The 13,376-nt window shown below is 69.5% G+C and carries 15 protein-coding genes; 6 read left to right on the forward strand and 9 right to left on the reverse strand.

The window, feature by feature from the left end:
• Positions 1–49: 49 nt before the first annotated feature.
• Genes ACJH6J_RS11420 through ACJH6J_RS11435 form a run of 4 tightly spaced genes read left to right on the forward strand, consistent with a single transcriptional unit; the run spans position 50 to position 3,258 of the window.
• Positions 50–508: a hypothetical protein gene (locus tag ACJH6J_RS11420; RefSeq protein WP_406803958.1), complete on the forward strand. Its 459-nt coding sequence runs from the start codon at positions 50–52 to the stop codon at positions 506–508.
• A gap of 28 nt (positions 509–536) precedes the next feature.
• Entirely contained in the window at positions 537–1,106 is a 570-nt protein-coding gene (locus ACJH6J_RS11425; RefSeq protein ID WP_406803959.1) for a DUF5134 domain-containing protein, read from the forward strand.
• Between the two features lie 18 nt (positions 1,107–1,124).
• Entirely contained in the window at positions 1,125–1,814 is a 690-nt protein-coding gene (locus ACJH6J_RS11430) for a YcnI family protein (RefSeq protein ID WP_406803960.1), read from the forward strand.
• Between the two features lie 49 nt (positions 1,815–1,863).
• Positions 1,864–3,258, forward strand: a complete 1,395-nt coding sequence (locus ACJH6J_RS11435) for a copper resistance CopC/CopD family protein (protein WP_406803987.1) — start codon at positions 1,864–1,866, stop codon at positions 3,256–3,258.
• A gap of 6 nt (positions 3,259–3,264) precedes the next feature.
• Here the strand turns inward: ACJH6J_RS11435 and ACJH6J_RS11440 are convergent, their stop codons facing one another.
• Positions 3,265–3,759 (reverse strand): polyadenylate-specific 3'-exoribonuclease AS, encoded by a 495-nt coding sequence (locus ACJH6J_RS11440; RefSeq protein ID WP_064858738.1) that lies wholly within the window; start codon positions 3,757–3,759, stop codon positions 3,265–3,267.
• On the reverse strand, positions 3,760–4,626 hold the full coding sequence (locus ACJH6J_RS11445; protein WP_110767224.1) for a hypothetical protein: 867 nt from the start codon (positions 4,624–4,626) through the stop codon (positions 3,760–3,762).
• A gap of 90 nt (positions 4,627–4,716) precedes the next feature.
• On the opposite strand from ACJH6J_RS11445, the gene ACJH6J_RS11450 reads away from it, so the two are divergent.
• Entirely contained in the window at positions 4,717–5,982 is a 1,266-nt protein-coding gene (locus ACJH6J_RS11450; RefSeq protein WP_212812088.1) for a glycosyltransferase 87 family protein, read from the forward strand.
• Positions 5,983–6,147: 165 nt separating this feature from the next.
• Here ACJH6J_RS11450 and ACJH6J_RS11455 read toward each other — a convergent pair whose 3' ends face one another.
• The 5 genes from ACJH6J_RS11455 to ACJH6J_RS11475 all read right to left on the reverse strand — a co-directional run bounded on the left by ACJH6J_RS11455 (position 6,148) and on the right by ACJH6J_RS11475 (position 9,522).
• Entirely contained in the window at positions 6,148–6,849 is a 702-nt protein-coding gene (locus ACJH6J_RS11455) for a 1-acyl-sn-glycerol-3-phosphate acyltransferase (protein WP_020103590.1), read from the reverse strand.
• An 87-nt stretch (positions 6,850–6,936) separates the two neighbouring features.
• On the reverse strand, positions 6,937–7,347 hold the full coding sequence (locus ACJH6J_RS11460) for a hypothetical protein (protein ID WP_212812089.1): 411 nt from the start codon (positions 7,345–7,347) through the stop codon (positions 6,937–6,939).
• Positions 7,344–8,597, reverse strand: coding sequence for an ArsA family ATPase (locus tag ACJH6J_RS11465; RefSeq protein ID WP_406803988.1), 1,254 nt, complete (start codon positions 8,595–8,597; stop codon positions 7,344–7,346). Before ACJH6J_RS11465 ends, ACJH6J_RS11460 begins: the two co-directional genes overlap by 4 nt.
• Entirely contained in the window at positions 8,590–9,027 is a 438-nt protein-coding gene (locus tag ACJH6J_RS11470) for an SRPBCC family protein (RefSeq protein ID WP_020103587.1), read from the reverse strand. The genes ACJH6J_RS11465 and ACJH6J_RS11470 overlap by 8 nt, the downstream gene beginning before the upstream one ends.
• 105 nt (positions 9,028–9,132) lie before the next feature.
• Complete coding sequence (locus ACJH6J_RS11475) at positions 9,133–9,522, reverse strand: polyketide cyclase / dehydrase and lipid transport (RefSeq protein WP_212814877.1); 390 nt, start codon at positions 9,520–9,522, stop codon at positions 9,133–9,135.
• Between the two features lie 120 nt (positions 9,523–9,642).
• On the opposite strand from ACJH6J_RS11475, the gene ACJH6J_RS11480 reads away from it, so the two are divergent.
• The gene (locus tag ACJH6J_RS11480; RefSeq protein ID WP_212812091.1) at positions 9,643–11,433 is read left to right on the forward strand and encodes a long-chain fatty acid--CoA ligase; all 1,791 of its coding nucleotides are present in this window, start codon (positions 9,643–9,645) and stop codon (positions 11,431–11,433) included.
• Between the two features lie 17 nt (positions 11,434–11,450).
• Here ACJH6J_RS11480 and ACJH6J_RS11485 read toward each other — a convergent pair whose 3' ends face one another.
• Both ACJH6J_RS11485 and ACJH6J_RS11490 read right to left on the reverse strand, forming a co-directional pair.
• On the reverse strand, positions 11,451–12,587 hold the full coding sequence (locus ACJH6J_RS11485; RefSeq protein WP_212812092.1) for a glycosyltransferase family 4 protein: 1,137 nt from the start codon (positions 12,585–12,587) through the stop codon (positions 11,451–11,453).
• A gap of 18 nt (positions 12,588–12,605) precedes the next feature.
• Entirely contained in the window at positions 12,606–13,283 is a 678-nt protein-coding gene (locus ACJH6J_RS11490) for a peptidase (RefSeq protein WP_244872599.1), read from the reverse strand.
• Positions 13,284–13,376 lie beyond the last annotated feature (93 nt).

A 13,376-nucleotide genomic window follows, 5' to 3' on the forward strand; every position in this document is an offset into this window, starting at 1 on the left:
TGCCCGACCAACTCTGCGAAACTGGTCAACAGACTGAACGGAGTTCGGCTTGTCCACCCGCCATGCGATCGACCTCGAGCACACCCTGAGCGCCATCGGGCGCCGGGTGTTCGACGAGGTCTGGATCGGTCCTGCCCGCCGCTACCCCACCGCTGTCGCGGTCGTCGTGCTGGTGCTGTCTGCCGGGGTCAGCTGGTCGGAATCACATCGGTGGGTACTGAAGGTCGTCGCCATCCTGTTCACGCTGGCCGCGGTTGCATCGGCAACGGCGCTGTGGCGCAAGCGGTTTCGCGTTTGTTGCGCGGCGCTGTACCTGTCGGGCGTGGCCACGGCCGCCGGGTTCGGCGCGGTCTGGTGGTGCCAGACGTCACCGGCGCGAGTCTCGGTGTGGTGGCCGCTGGCCGGTTTCGTCGCTGCCGCGGTGCTGGCCGTCTGCTGGCTGGGTGTGGTGCTGACGCCGCTGGAGCGGTCCCAGCCCGACATGCGGTTCAAGCCCGCCGGGAACTGAAGCCCCCTTTCGTACGACCAATGACAGCGTGATCGCCGACTCTGCCCTGCGCTGGGCGCTGACTGCCGTGTTCGCGGTGGCCGCGCTGCTGTTCGTGGGTGCCGGACGGCGGGTGCCCGGACAGCGTGGCGTCGGGGTGCTGCATGCGCTGGCCTCGGTGGGCATGATCGCGATGCTGTGGCCGGCCGGCATGCAGGTGTCGCCGCTGCTGTACGTGCTGGTGTTCACCGCCGGCGCGCTGTACTTCGCCTACCTCGCGCTGTTCGGCTTCGAGCTACCGCACCCCGTCTACCACTGCACGATGATGGCCGCGATGGCACTGATGGGCCTGCTGATGGCGCCGAATGCCGGCGTTCCGGTGGCTGCGGCCGGTTCGGGGGCCCAAGCCTCCGGTCACCACAACGTCCACCTCGGCCACGGCGCCGTCGCGGTGACTCCCCCCGGCTGGTTCACCGTGGTGTGCATCGTGCTCGCGATCGGATTCTGCGCCGCCGCGCTGTGGTGGTTCTACCTGCTGGTGCGCGGGCCGAAGCGCCCGTACGCCGACCTGCTCATGGCGCTCGGCATGAGCGCCGCCTTCGCCGTCATGGCCGTCTGACCCTCTCGAAAGGACAACATGCCCAAGCTGATCCGGACCATCGCCGCCATCACCGCGACGACGGCCTGCGCCGTCGCCCTGGCCGCACCGGCCGCCGCCCACGTCAAGGTGACCGGCGACGCCACCCAGGGTGGCTGGGGTGTCCTGAACTTCCGCGTGCCGACCGAGTCGGACACCGCGTCGACCACGGGCCTGCTGGTCGTACTGCCCGACGACCAGCCGATCATCTCGGTCAGCACACAGCAGAAGGCCGGCTGGACTGCCACCCTCACCAAGAAGAAGCTGCCCACCCCGCAGAAGGACGACGACGGTGCCGAGGTCACCGAGTACGTCTCGTCGGTCGAGTGGAAGGCCACCGCCCCCGACACGCCCATCCCGCCGCATCAGTTCAACGTCTTCGCGATCTCGGCAGGCCCGCTGCCCAAGGTCAACACCCTGACGCTGCCCGCTGTCCAGACCTACAGCGACGGCAAGACGGTCAACTGGAACGAGAAGGCCAACCCCGGCCAGCCCGAGCCCGAGCACCCAGCGCCCTCCCTGCACCTGAAGCCCGCCGGCGGCGGTGACCACGACCGACCCACGGCCGCCGCCCCGGCCGCTGCGACGCCCGCCTGGCCGGGCCTGACGGCGCTGGCCCTGTCGGTGGTCGCGCTGCTGCTGGGGATCGCTAACCTGGCAGCTTCCCGACGAAAGACGAGTCACGACTAGAGAACTGAAGCCGGTCGCAGCGCTGCTCGCGGCTCTGCTCGCGCTCCTGCTGCCGGCTCCCCTCGCACACGCGCACGCCGTCCTGGTCTCCAGCGATCCGGTCGACGGCGCCACGCTCGCGGCCGCGCCGCACCGGGTCACGTTGACCTTCGACGAGCCGGTTCGCATGGTTCCCGGTGCGGTCCAGGTGATTTCGAACGCCGGGGCCCGGGTCGACGGGGAGGTCCGGCAGCGCGCGGGCAACACCACCGTCGAGCTGGACCTGCCGCCGGAACTGCCGCGCGGCAGCTACTCGGCCACCTGGCGGCTGATGTCGGCCGACGGACACGAGGTGTCCGGGTCGGTGAGCTTCGGCGTGCAGCAGGCGCCGGACGCGCCGCCGGAGGTTCATCCCGTCGCCGCGTCGTCGGTGGCGTCAGATGTCTCCCGCGGTCTGACGTACACCGGCCTGGTGCTGTGCGTCGGCGTGCTCGCGGCGGCCCGGCTGGTGTGGGGGTGGGCACTGGCGCTGCGCCGCACGCGTGTCCTGGCCGGCATCGGCTGGCTGCTGCTGGCCGCGGCGACCGTCATCGAGGCCGTCACCACAGGACCCGACGTCCAGCTCTACGTGCAGGCGGCCCTGCTCGTGCTGCTCGCGGCGACCATCCGCGCCAGGACTGCCCTGTTCGTCGTGATTGCGACGGCGCTCGCAGCCGGCGTCGCCGCTTCCGGTCACGCTTCCGCCGGTCCGGACCCGTGGCTCGCCATCACCGTCACCACCGTCCACCTGCTGGCCATGGCGCTGTGGCTGGGCGGGCTGGCCGTGCTGACACTGGTGGTCCTGCCCGCCCGGCGCAGCGACGAGCTGCCGCGGTGGTCCCGGGTGGCGTTCGGGTGCGTCGCGGCGGTCCTGCTCACCGGCGAGTACCAGGCCTGGCGGCAGGTGTCGCCCATCGAGTCACTGTGGTCGACCGGCTACGGAATGGCCTTGTGCGCCAAGGTTTTCCTGGTGACGCTCATGGCCGCCCTGGCCTACCTCGGCCGGCGCCGGCTCACCCCGGAGCGGCTGCGCCGGACCGTACCGTGGGAGACCGCGCTCGCGGTGCTGGTCTTGATCATGACCACGGTGCTCACCGGCGAGCCGCCCGCCCGCACCACGTACGGCCCCGCGTTCACCGCCACCGCCGCACTCGATGAGGGTCGGCAGGCACAGGTGCATCTGGACACCACGCGGCACGGCGCCATCCCGATCGACGTCGCGGTGCCCGGTGCCACCGGGCTGCGGGGCACTCTGTCGAGCGCCGAGATCGCCTCTCTGCCGGTGCGTTTCACGGCGGGTCCCGACGGTCACTGGCACAGCACGTATGCCACCGCGCCGCGGCCGGGACTGTGGACGCTGCAGCTGACGGTCCAGTTCGGCCCGAACGACGCCACCGTCACCAGCGTGCCGTTCCGGGCCTGGTGACCTGAGCTACCGGGGCGCCGTCATCATCTCGGCGATCAGCCGGTAGCGGTGCAGGTTGTGTCGGGCGTCGACCAGCGCGTCGTGGGAATCGCGCGGCCGCGGTGGCATCCGCGGGCTGCCGCAGTCCTCCCAGAACTGCCGCAGTTCGCGGGTGAAGCGCGGCATCGCCGGCGGCAGGTCGGCCATCGGGCCCCACAGCTGGCACAGCACCACATGGTCGTACGCGCCGACCCAGGCCCACAGTTCGATCGGCTCGTCACCGTCGATGTTGAAGAAGTCCTCGAGCTCGGACCGAATCTGCCGCCGCGACCGCCACACCTGCGACGACGGTGACGGCAGCTTCGGCAGCACGTTCTTGCGCACCCAGGAGCCGGCCCGGTCGGGGTCGAACTCCGAGGAGACGGCGTAGTACTCGCGCCCGTCCTCGGCGGCCACACCGATCGAGATCAGGTCGATGGTGCGACCGTCGTCGATGAACTCGGTGTCGTAAAAAAACTTCATTCAGGCAACCTCGGTCGGCGTTCGGTCCGGCGGCGCGGGTGCCGCGTGGATCTCGCGGTCGAGCTGTTGGTCCACGTCCGCGTCGTCGGGAAACTTTGGCATACCGGCGATCGCATCCTGTAACCACAGCTTCGCCCGCACCACCGGCCGGCGCAGCCACCGCTCGCGTTCCAGCGCTTTGTGCATCTTGCGCGGCCGGCTCGTGTACCGCCAGCGGGCCCACGGCGCGTGCGGTCGCGACAGCCGGATTGCGCCGATGACCAGCAGCGGTGTGATGAACATCCCAATCAGACCGGTCCACACCTTGCCCTTGAGCAGCACGATGACGGCCATGGCGAGCGTGATGAGGGCCAGCGCGACGACCATGACGCGGGCCGCCACGTCCTGATCGTCACGCCAGACGGTGATGTCGAAGAACGACAGCGGGTTGAACCCCAGGATCAGCAGGCCGGCCACCGCGATCGCGACGAAGACCGCGTCGACCGAGGTGCGGCCGTCCTCGGCCCAATACACGTCGGACAGGTGCAGGATCAGCGCGAACTCGTCCAGGACCAGGGCTGCACCGATACCGAAAAAGATTGCCGCCACGGTGAATTCGGGGACGCCGCCGTCGACCGCCAGCGTCACCATCGTCACGCCCGACACCATCACCAGCACCACGCCGATCACCGCGTGATGGATGTGCAGGCCGCCGTGCCCGATGTTGCGCGGCTGCCACCACTTGCGCGGCGCCGGGTTGTCGGCGTGGGCCCGGATATACCGGACCACGGTGCGGGTGACGAAAAACGTCAGGATGAACGCAATCAGGCACCACAACAGTGGCAGCCGCCCACTCGATACGAACTCCGTAGGTAAGGGCGACCGCACGGGCAGAAACTTACGCCCGTGCATGCGTGTCACTGCCCCGCAGGGCGTCGACGCGCCGGTCCCCCCGATAGGCTGTCCGGCGAGATGCGTATGGGAACTTGGTCGTGGCCCTCCTCCGGTCAACGGCTGGCCTGGCTGCTGTTGCAGTTGCTGGCCATGTTGACGTTGGTATGGGGCGCCTGGCGGCTGCTGGGTCATACGCCGTACCGGATCGACATCGACGTGTACCGCATGGGCGGCCGCGCCTGGCTGAACAACACGCCGCTGTACAGCGAGAGCACCATCTTCCGCACCGAGGCCGGCATCGACCTGCCGTTCACCTACCCGCCGCTGGCCGCGATCATGTTCGCGCCGTTCGCCTGGCTCCCCCTGCCCGCGGCAAGCGTGGCCATCACGGTGACGACGTTCGTGTTGTTGCTGGTGTCCATCGTGATCGTGCTGACCCGGCTGGATGTCTGGCCGCAGTCGCGGCTCGGCGGATCGGCCCTGGCCCGCCGCTGCTGGCTTGCCGTCGCCATCGTCGGGCCGGCCGTGCTGTTCCTCGAACCGGTGCGGTCCAACTTCAACTTCGGTCAGATCAACGTCGTCCTCATGACGCTGGTGATCGCCGACTGCGTCCCCCGCCGTACGCCGTGGCCGCGCGGCGTCCTGCTCGGCGTGGCGATCGCCCTCAAGCTGACCCCGGCCGTCTTCCTGCTGTACTTCCTGCTGCGCCGCGATTTCCGCGCGCTGCTCACCACGGTGGCGTCGTCGGTCGTGGTCACGCTTGTCGCGTTCGCGCTGGCCTGGGGCGACTCGTGGGAGTACTGGACCAAGACGGTCCGCAACACCGACCGCATCGGCACCGCGACGCTGAACACCAACCAGAACATCTCCGGCACGCTGGCGCGGTTCGGGATGTCGGCGACGCCGCGATTCGTGCTCTGGGTGCTGCTGTGCTTCGCGGTGCTGGCGCTGACGGTGTGGGCGGCCCATCGGGTGCTCCGCGCGGGACAGCCGGTGCTGGCTCTCATGTGCGTGGCGATGTTCGGCCTGGTGGTGTCGCCGGTGTCGTGGTCGCATCACTGGGTGTGGGCCCTGCCGACCATGGTGACCATCACCGTGATCGCCTACCGCGAACGCAGTGCCACGCTCGCCGCGGTGAGCGCGCTCGGCGCGTTCCTGCTGATCTTCACGCCGATCCGGCTGCTGCCCGAGCACCACGAGGTCGACGCGACGGTGTGGCGTCAGGTGATCGGCAGCTCGTACGTGTGGTGGGCGCTGGCCGTCATCGCCGCGGCGGGCACCATCACCGGCCGCGGCACGCCGTCAGCCGACGCGGCCGAGCACGTCGCACCGGTCTCGGCGACGAACTGACCGCGCCGGGGGCCCGGCCGGCGCGACGGTGACGACACGGCGGTCCGAGAGCCGATTTTCCGCCACCGCGTCACGTTGGCGACGCGGCGTGCCGGCCCACGAAATCACGTAAGCCGAGGACTGCCGTTTGGTGACGGCAATCCTCGGCTCAGCGTTGTGGCGTGTTCAGCCGGCTTTGATCGCGGGCGGCGGTGTCTTGCCCTCTTTGACGTCGGCCGCGTAGAGGTCGACGTACTCCTGGCCGGACAGCCGCATCAGCTCGTACATGACCTCGTCGATGACGGCGCGCTCGATGAAGCGGTTACCGGCCAGGCCCTCGAAGCGGCGGAAGTCCATCGGCTTGCCGAACTTCACCTCGACGCGCGCGAAGTGCCACATCTTGCTTCCCGGCGGGTTCACGACGTCGGTATTGATCATGGCGACGGGAATGACGGGGATGCCGGTCTCGAGTGCGATGCGGGCCAGGCCGGTCTTGCCCTTGTAGAGCTTGCCGTCGGGCGAGCGCGTGCCCTCGGGGTACATGCCGAGCAGCTTGCCCTGGTCGAGGATCTTGGCGGCGGCGGCCAGTGCGTCGGCCGCGGAATCGGCGTTGGTGCGGTCGATCGGCACCTGGCCGGTCGACGAGTAGAAGAACTTGATCAGCTTGCCCTTGATGCCGGTACCGGTGAAGTACTCGGCCTTGGCCAGGAAGAAGATCCGGCGGCGCAGGACCAGCGGCAGATAGAAGCTGTCGACGACGGCCAGGTGGTTACTGGCCAGCAGAACGGGCCCCTCGTCGGGAACGTATTCCAGCCCCGTCACTTTCGGACGGCCCAGCAGGCGCAGCAACGGGCCCATCAAGATGTACTTGTAGAACCAGAAGAACATCGAACCTCCCGCTGAGGGCCCCCGGACGGTGCCCCCGACAACTTTACCCACCGACTGTCGGCCCGACCACAGCCCGCAGCGGACTGGTCATTCCTCCACAGATACCGGAATGGACTGGTATCGACCCGGCCCTGGTGGGCCGTCCGGATCGTCGGCCTGGCGGTGCCTGCCGCCCGGACCGGACGGGTCCGTCGGCGGCTCGGGGTGCGGGCCGACGGGCCCCTTGTCGGCGAGCGCGGCGCGCACCGCGTCGAGAAAAGTCGTGCTGTGTTCGGCAATGGCCGTCAGCATCGGGTGCTGTTCGTCGTTGGCCAGGGCGACCAGTGCGCACACCGGGCACCACACCTGGTTGCAGTCGCTCGGGTTCTCGCCGTCGGCGAGCATGGCCACGGACAGGCGGACGACGGGGTCGATCTTGTCGAGAAGCGCCTGGGCCAGCAGCCGCAGGTCCACCGGTAGGTCGCCCAGAGCGTCTGCCCCGAAATCGGTGTGCGTCACTTGGGCCACACCTCCGGGTCAGGGCGAAAACGGACGGTCAGTTCACAGCCGCGCAACGACGCGCCGATGACGATGCAGCGGCGCAGGACTGATGCCAACGGGACCCGGCGCCGTGTGCCACCCGAGCCGATGATCAGGTCGTCGTCGACGCGGCCCAGCGTCAGAGACCCCGGGTCGATTTGCGGCAATTCTATCCGCAGCCGGTAGACGGCATCCAATCCTGAGCCCGATTCGCGGTCGACGATGGGGCGCGGCGGCGCGGGCGGCGCGGCGCCGTGCCGCAGCCGTGACGCCTCGAGCAGTTCCCCCAGCGCCTTCGGCCCGATGGGTTCGCCGGCCAGGTGCGGCACCAGCACCAGGCGCACATCACCGACGGCGGCATCCAGGTCGCTGAGCATGCTGCGCTGCTCGGCGATGCGCTCGGCGTACCAGTCGAAGGCGGGGTGCGCGGGCAGGTTCACGTACTCGTACGAATCGTCTTGGATCAGAACCTGATTCACGATCAGCTCCGAGACGTGCACGCCCATCAGGGTGAGCGACGCCAGCGTCCGCACCGCTTCGGCCACCACCACCCGTTCCGGGGTGAGCACCAGGTGCGCGGTGACGTCCGGCTGGTCGAGCAACTCCCCCAGCGCCTCGGTGGCGGCGGCGAGTCGCTCGACGAGCGTGACCATGGCGACGGTCTTGGCGTCGGCCAGACCGACCGACAGGCGCCGGTGCCGCGGCCAGGCCTTCTCCAGGTACAGGGCGAACGCGGCGGGCAGCGTCAGCATCCGCATCGCGTCGGCCGTCGAGGCGCAGTCGACGATCACGTGGTCCCAGTTGCCCGACGCCGCCAGCTCGGCGAACTCGTGCAGACCCAGCACCTCCTGAATCCCGGGTAGCGCCGAAAGTTCCTCCGGTGCAACGTCTCCCACATCGGAGTCCGGGAACCGGGCGACCAGCACCGCGGCCACCTCACGCCACCTGGCCTCGAGCAGCGCCAGGGTGTCGAGCGCCAGGGCATCGAGCACGACGCCGGCGCCGTCGTCGACGGGCACCTGCGTGGGCGTCCGGAGTCCGGTCGGCGGGACGTCCGCGCCGAGCACGTCACCCGTGGAGTGGGCCTGGTCCGTCGACACGATGAGGACCCGCTGCCCGGCGCGGGCATCACGCACCGCGGTGGCCGTGGCCACCGTCGACTTGCCTACTCCACCCTTACCGACGAACAGACTGATCCTGGCACGCCCAGCAGGGTCCGCGTCACTCAGACTCGACTCGCTTCTTGAGGTCCTTGAGCGCCGTGTCGGTCAGGCGGCGCTCTGCCTTGCGTTTGAGCAATCCGATCATCGGAATCATCAGATCGACCGACAGTTCGTAGGTCACCTCGGTGCCAGAACCCTTGGGCGACAACCGGTATGTGCCTTCGAGCGCCTTGAGCAGGGTGCTGGACACCAGGGACCAGCTCACCGACTTGCGGTCGGCGGGCCACTGGTACGTGAACACCATGGTGTCCTTGAGGACCGTGGCGTCGAGGACCATCCGGGCGGTCTTCGGGTAGCCGTCGGCGTAGACGTCCAGGACCTCGGTCTCCGGGTACTCGGCGACCCAGTCGGGATATGAGCCGATGTCGGCGATGACGTCCATCACGGTCGCCGGGTCGGCGTCGATGTAGATGGTCTGCGCAGTCTTGTCAGCCACGTGTCCACTTCCCGAGTTGACGATGCCGGCGCGGGCGTCGTGCGCCCGTCTGCCGAGTTCTCAATGTACCGCCAGCGCCCGGCCCTGGCCGGGCGATGCCGGGGCTCAGGCCAACCGGGATACGCCCACCGGGCGCGACCGCTCGAGATCGGTCTTGATCTCGAAAGCCATGTTCTTGCCGGCCACCCGGCGACGATGGTTGAGGTCCGCCAGGTTCAGCTCGGCCAGCGCGGCACCGGACACGCCCGTCGGCTCGGCGTGCAGGAAGTAGTGCAGCACGACGCCGTCCATGACGGTCTCCAGCCACACCTCCATGGTCCCGGTCAGTGCACCGGTGACGGTCCACCGCTGCCCCGCCGGACCGCGGTCTTCGACGACCGTCAGCTTGAGGTCCGGCCACCAGCGCCGCCAGCTGCTCTGGTTCGCCACGGCGGCACCGACAGCGGCTGGGTCGGCGCACACGAAGGTCTCGTCGGCGATCTGGATGCTGTTCATCCCGACCAGCTTCACATACGCCTCCACAGTGTGATGAAGCACCCGACTACGCTGAGCACGGCATTGCTGTCACGGCACTGCTGCCAGTACTGCTTTGCTCTGACCCGAAAGGCCACATCCGTGCGTGAGTTCAGCGTTCCCGCATCGTTCACCATCGGCGAATACGACAACGTCGTCGCCCCGGTGTACTCCCTCGAGCGCGATGACCCCAAACACGTAGCCATCCAGCGCCTGGTCGGAGACACCTGGACCGACGTCACCAGTGCCGACGTCGCCGCCCAGGTCCGGGCCACCGCCCTCGGCCTGATCGCCAAGGGCGTCAAGCCCGGCGACCGCGTGGTGCTGCTGTCGGCGACCCGCTACGAGTGGCCGATCATCGACTTCGCGATCCTGTCGATCGGCGCGGTGACGGTGCCCATCTACGAGACCTCCGCCGCCGATCAGATCCGGCACGTGCTGGCCGACTCCGGCGCCGTGCTGGCGTTCGCCGAGGCCGACGCCCACGCCGCCAAGATCGAGTCCATCCGGTCGGAGGTGCCCGCGCTCGGTGAGGTGCTGGTCATCGACGGCGGCGCCCTCGACCAGCTGGCCACCGCCGGCGCCGGCGTCGACCGCGCCGAGCTGGACGCCCGCCTGGCCGGCATCAAGTCGAGCGATCCGGCCACCCTGATCTACACCTCCGGCACCACGGGCCGCCCCAAGGGCTGCCAGCTGACCCACGCCAACCTCCTGTCGGAGCTGCGCGGCGTCAAGGCCTGCTTCCCCGACCTGCTCGCCAAGGGTCAGAAGCTGCTGGTGTTCCTGCCGCTGGCGCACGTGCTGGCCCGCGCCGTCGCGGTGGCCGGCTTCAGCAACCAGGTGACCCTCGGCTTCACCAGCGACATCAAGAACCTGGTGCCGATCCTCGGGGTGTTCAAGCCGACGCTCGTGGTGTCGGTGCCGCGCGTGTTCGAGAAGGTCTACAACACCGCCGAGCAGAACGCCCGCAACGACGGCAAGGGCAAGATCTTCCAGATCGCCGCGGACACGGCCATCGAATGGAGCAAGGCGCAGGACACCCCCGGCGGCCCGGGCCTGCTGCTCAACCTGAAGCACACGGTGTTCGACAAGCTGGTCTACGGCAAGCTCAAGGCCGCGCTCGGCGGCAACTGCGTCGGCGCCATCTCCGGCGGCGCCCCGCTCGGCGCCCGGCTGGGCCACTTCTACCGCGGCGTCGGCGTCACCATCTACGAGGGCTACGGCCTGACCGAGTCCAGCGCCGCCATCACCGTCAACCGGGTCGGCGAGTTGAAGGTCGGCACGGTCGGCAAGCTGGTGCCCGGCAACAGCATGCGGATCGCCGAGGACGGCGAGCTGTTGCTGTCCGGCGGCGTGGTGTTCAGCGGCTACTGGAACAACCCGACCGCCACCGACGAGGCGTTCACTGACGAGTGGTTCCACACCGGTGACCTCGGCGCCATCGACGACGACGGCTACCTGTCGATCGTCGGGCGCAAGAAGGAGATCATCGTGACCGCGGGCGGCAAGAACGTCGCCCCGGCCCCGCTGGAAGACGTCATGCGGGCGCACCCGCTGATCAGCCAGGCCATGTGCGTGGGTGACCAGGAGCCGTTCATCGCCGCCCTCATCACCATCGATCCCGAGGCGTTCGAGGGCTGGAAGCAGCGCAACAACAAGGACGCCGGCGCATCGGTGGGCGATCTGGCCGAGGACGCGGCGCTGGTCGCCGAGATCCAGAAGGCCGTCGACGACGCCAACCAGACGGTGTCGAAGGCCGAGGCCATCCGGAAGTTCCGGATTCTGCCGGTCGACTTCACCGAGGACACCGGCGAGCTGACGCCGACGCTGAAGGTCAAACGCAAGGTCGTCGCCGAGAAGTTCGCGGCCGAGATCGCGGCGCTCTACAGCTGAGCAGCGCTACAAGAGCGCTACAACAGCTCGGATAGCCGCTCGCCCTTGAGCTTCCACTGCCAGTTGTCGACGACGAACTGACGGCCGGCGGCGCCCATCGCGGCGGCCAGGTCGGGGTTGGCCAGGACGTCGGTGATGGCCGCGGCGATGTCTTCGACGTCGCGGCCGTCGACCACATGGCCGGTCTTGCCTTCCACGACGGTTTCCGGTGCGCCGCCGGAGTCACCGGCGACCACCGGCACGCCGCACGCCGAGGCCTCGAGGAAGACGATGCCCAGGCCTTCGACATCGAGCCCGTTGCCCCGGGTCCGGCACGGCATGGCGAAGACGTCGGCCATCGCGTGGTGGGCCGGCAACTCGTCGCCGGGCACGCCGCCGGTGAACACCACGTGGTCGGTGACGTCGTAGCGGCGCGCGAGCTTCTGCAGATCGTCGCGGTACGGCCCGTTGCCGACGATGACCAGCGCGGCACCGTCGATCCGTTGCCGGATGACGGGCAGCGCCCGGATCAGCATGTCCTGTCCCTTGCGCGGCACCAGACGGGACAGGCAGACGATCACCGGCCGCTGCCCCAGCCCGTACCGGGCCCGCAGCTCGGCGCGGGCCACCTCATCGGGGACGAAGCGGTCGACGTCGACGCCGGGTGACAGGTATTCCAGCGCCGCGTCCGGCCCGAACGCCGCGGCGAACCGGTTCCGCGTGTAGTGGCTGACGAAGGTCACCACGTCGGTGTTGTTTCCGATGTGCCGCAACGCGTTTCGCGCGACGGGCAGCATCGACCACCCCACCTCGTGCCCGTGCGTGCTGGCCACCACCCGGGTCGCCCCGGCATCGCGGGCCAGCGGCGCCAGCAGCGCCAGCGGCGCGGCCGCACCGAACCACACGGTGTCGATGTCGTGCTCGGCGATGAGGCGGCGCATCCGCAGCGCGACGGTCGGCTCGGGCACCATCAACGTCGTCGGGTGGCGGACCACCTCGTACCCGGCGGCCGCGGCGGCCTTGTCGTATTCCGGCGCGCCCTTCCATTTCGGGGCGTACACCGTCAGCTCGTGCGACCCGCGGACGAGCAGCTCGCCGACCAGACTCTCCAGATACGACTGGATGCCACCGCGGCGGGGCGGAAAATCGTTGGTCAACAGCAGCACCCGAGACATCGCGGTCAGGCTATCGCGTCAGCCCCGGGCCGCGAGCCACCGCTGCCACGCAGCGGTCAACGCGTCGCGATCCGTGCCGAGGGTGGCGGTCAGCGCGGTGTCGAGGTCGGGATGCCCGGCGCCGCACGCCGCCAGATACAGCCGGCGCAGGACCGGATCGCCGAACTGCGCGCCGACGAACCGGGCGAACCACCAGGCGCGGTCGTAGGCCAGCGACAGCGCCGGTCCGGCCACCTGGAAGTCGGCGTTGGTGGGCAGCACCGCCATGCCGGCCGGCGCCGGTCGCGGGGTGCGCGGGCGGCTGACGTAGTCGGCGACGCCCTCGGTCAGGCACCAGGGCGCGTCGGCTGCCGTGACGGGCCGGGAGGCGTAGTGAAAAAGCTCGTGGCGCAACACGATTCGCAGCGCGCCGGGCCCCATCGCGGCGGCGCCGGGCGCGAACACGATGCGGTCGACGGTGGTGGCCGCGGCGAATTCTTCCTTCCCGCCGGCCAGTGCCCGGAACTCCTCGTCGGTGCCGGTGGTCACGATGGTGATCTGACGGCGCCAGTCGGCACCCCAGAATGCGGTGACCGCGGCGGCCGCGCCGTCGAGTTCGGCGGTGATGCGCCCCGGCAGCGTCGACCCGGGATCGAGGACCAGCAGTTCAGCGGTCCGGCCATCGGCCAGCCGGATGGTGGTCGGCGCCGTCGGCATCGGTGGCGCCGTCGGTGGCACGGACGGTGGTGCGGCGGCCGGCACGTCAGCCGCATGGCCGCGGCTCAGCACGAATGCGGCCGCAGCCGACTC

The sequence above is a fragment of the Mycobacterium sp. SMC-18 genome (genome assembly GCF_045310895.1).
In the GTDB taxonomy this organism is placed as follows: Bacteria; Actinomycetota; Actinomycetes; order Mycobacteriales; family Mycobacteriaceae; genus Mycobacterium.

Bases quoted from the DNA above. Each gene is read 5' to 3' on its own strand.
- ACJH6J_RS11450 (WP_212812088.1), top strand. From the start codon at position 4,717: ATGGGAACTTGGTCGTGGCCCTCCTCCGGTCAACGGCTGGCCTGGCTG.
- ACJH6J_RS11455 (WP_020103590.1), bottom strand. From the start codon at position 6,849: ATGTTCTTCTGGTTCTACAAGTACATCTTGATGGGCCCGTTGCTGCGC.
- ACJH6J_RS11490 (WP_244872599.1), bottom strand. From the start codon at position 13,283: ATGCCGACGGCGCCGACCACCATCCGGCTGGCCGATGGCCGGACCGCT.
- ACJH6J_RS11485 (WP_212812092.1), bottom strand. From the start codon at position 12,587: ATGTCTCGGGTGCTGCTGTTGACCAACGATTTTCCGCCCCGCCGCGGT.
- ACJH6J_RS11440 (WP_064858738.1), bottom strand. From the start codon at position 3,759: ATGAAGTTTTTTTACGACACCGAGTTCATCGACGACGGTCGCACCATC.
- ACJH6J_RS11475 (WP_212814877.1), bottom strand. From the start codon at position 9,522: ATGAACAGCATCCAGATCGCCGACGAGACCTTCGTGTGCGCCGACCCA.
- ACJH6J_RS11430 (WP_406803960.1), top strand. From the start codon at position 1,125: ATGCCCAAGCTGATCCGGACCATCGCCGCCATCACCGCGACGACGGCC.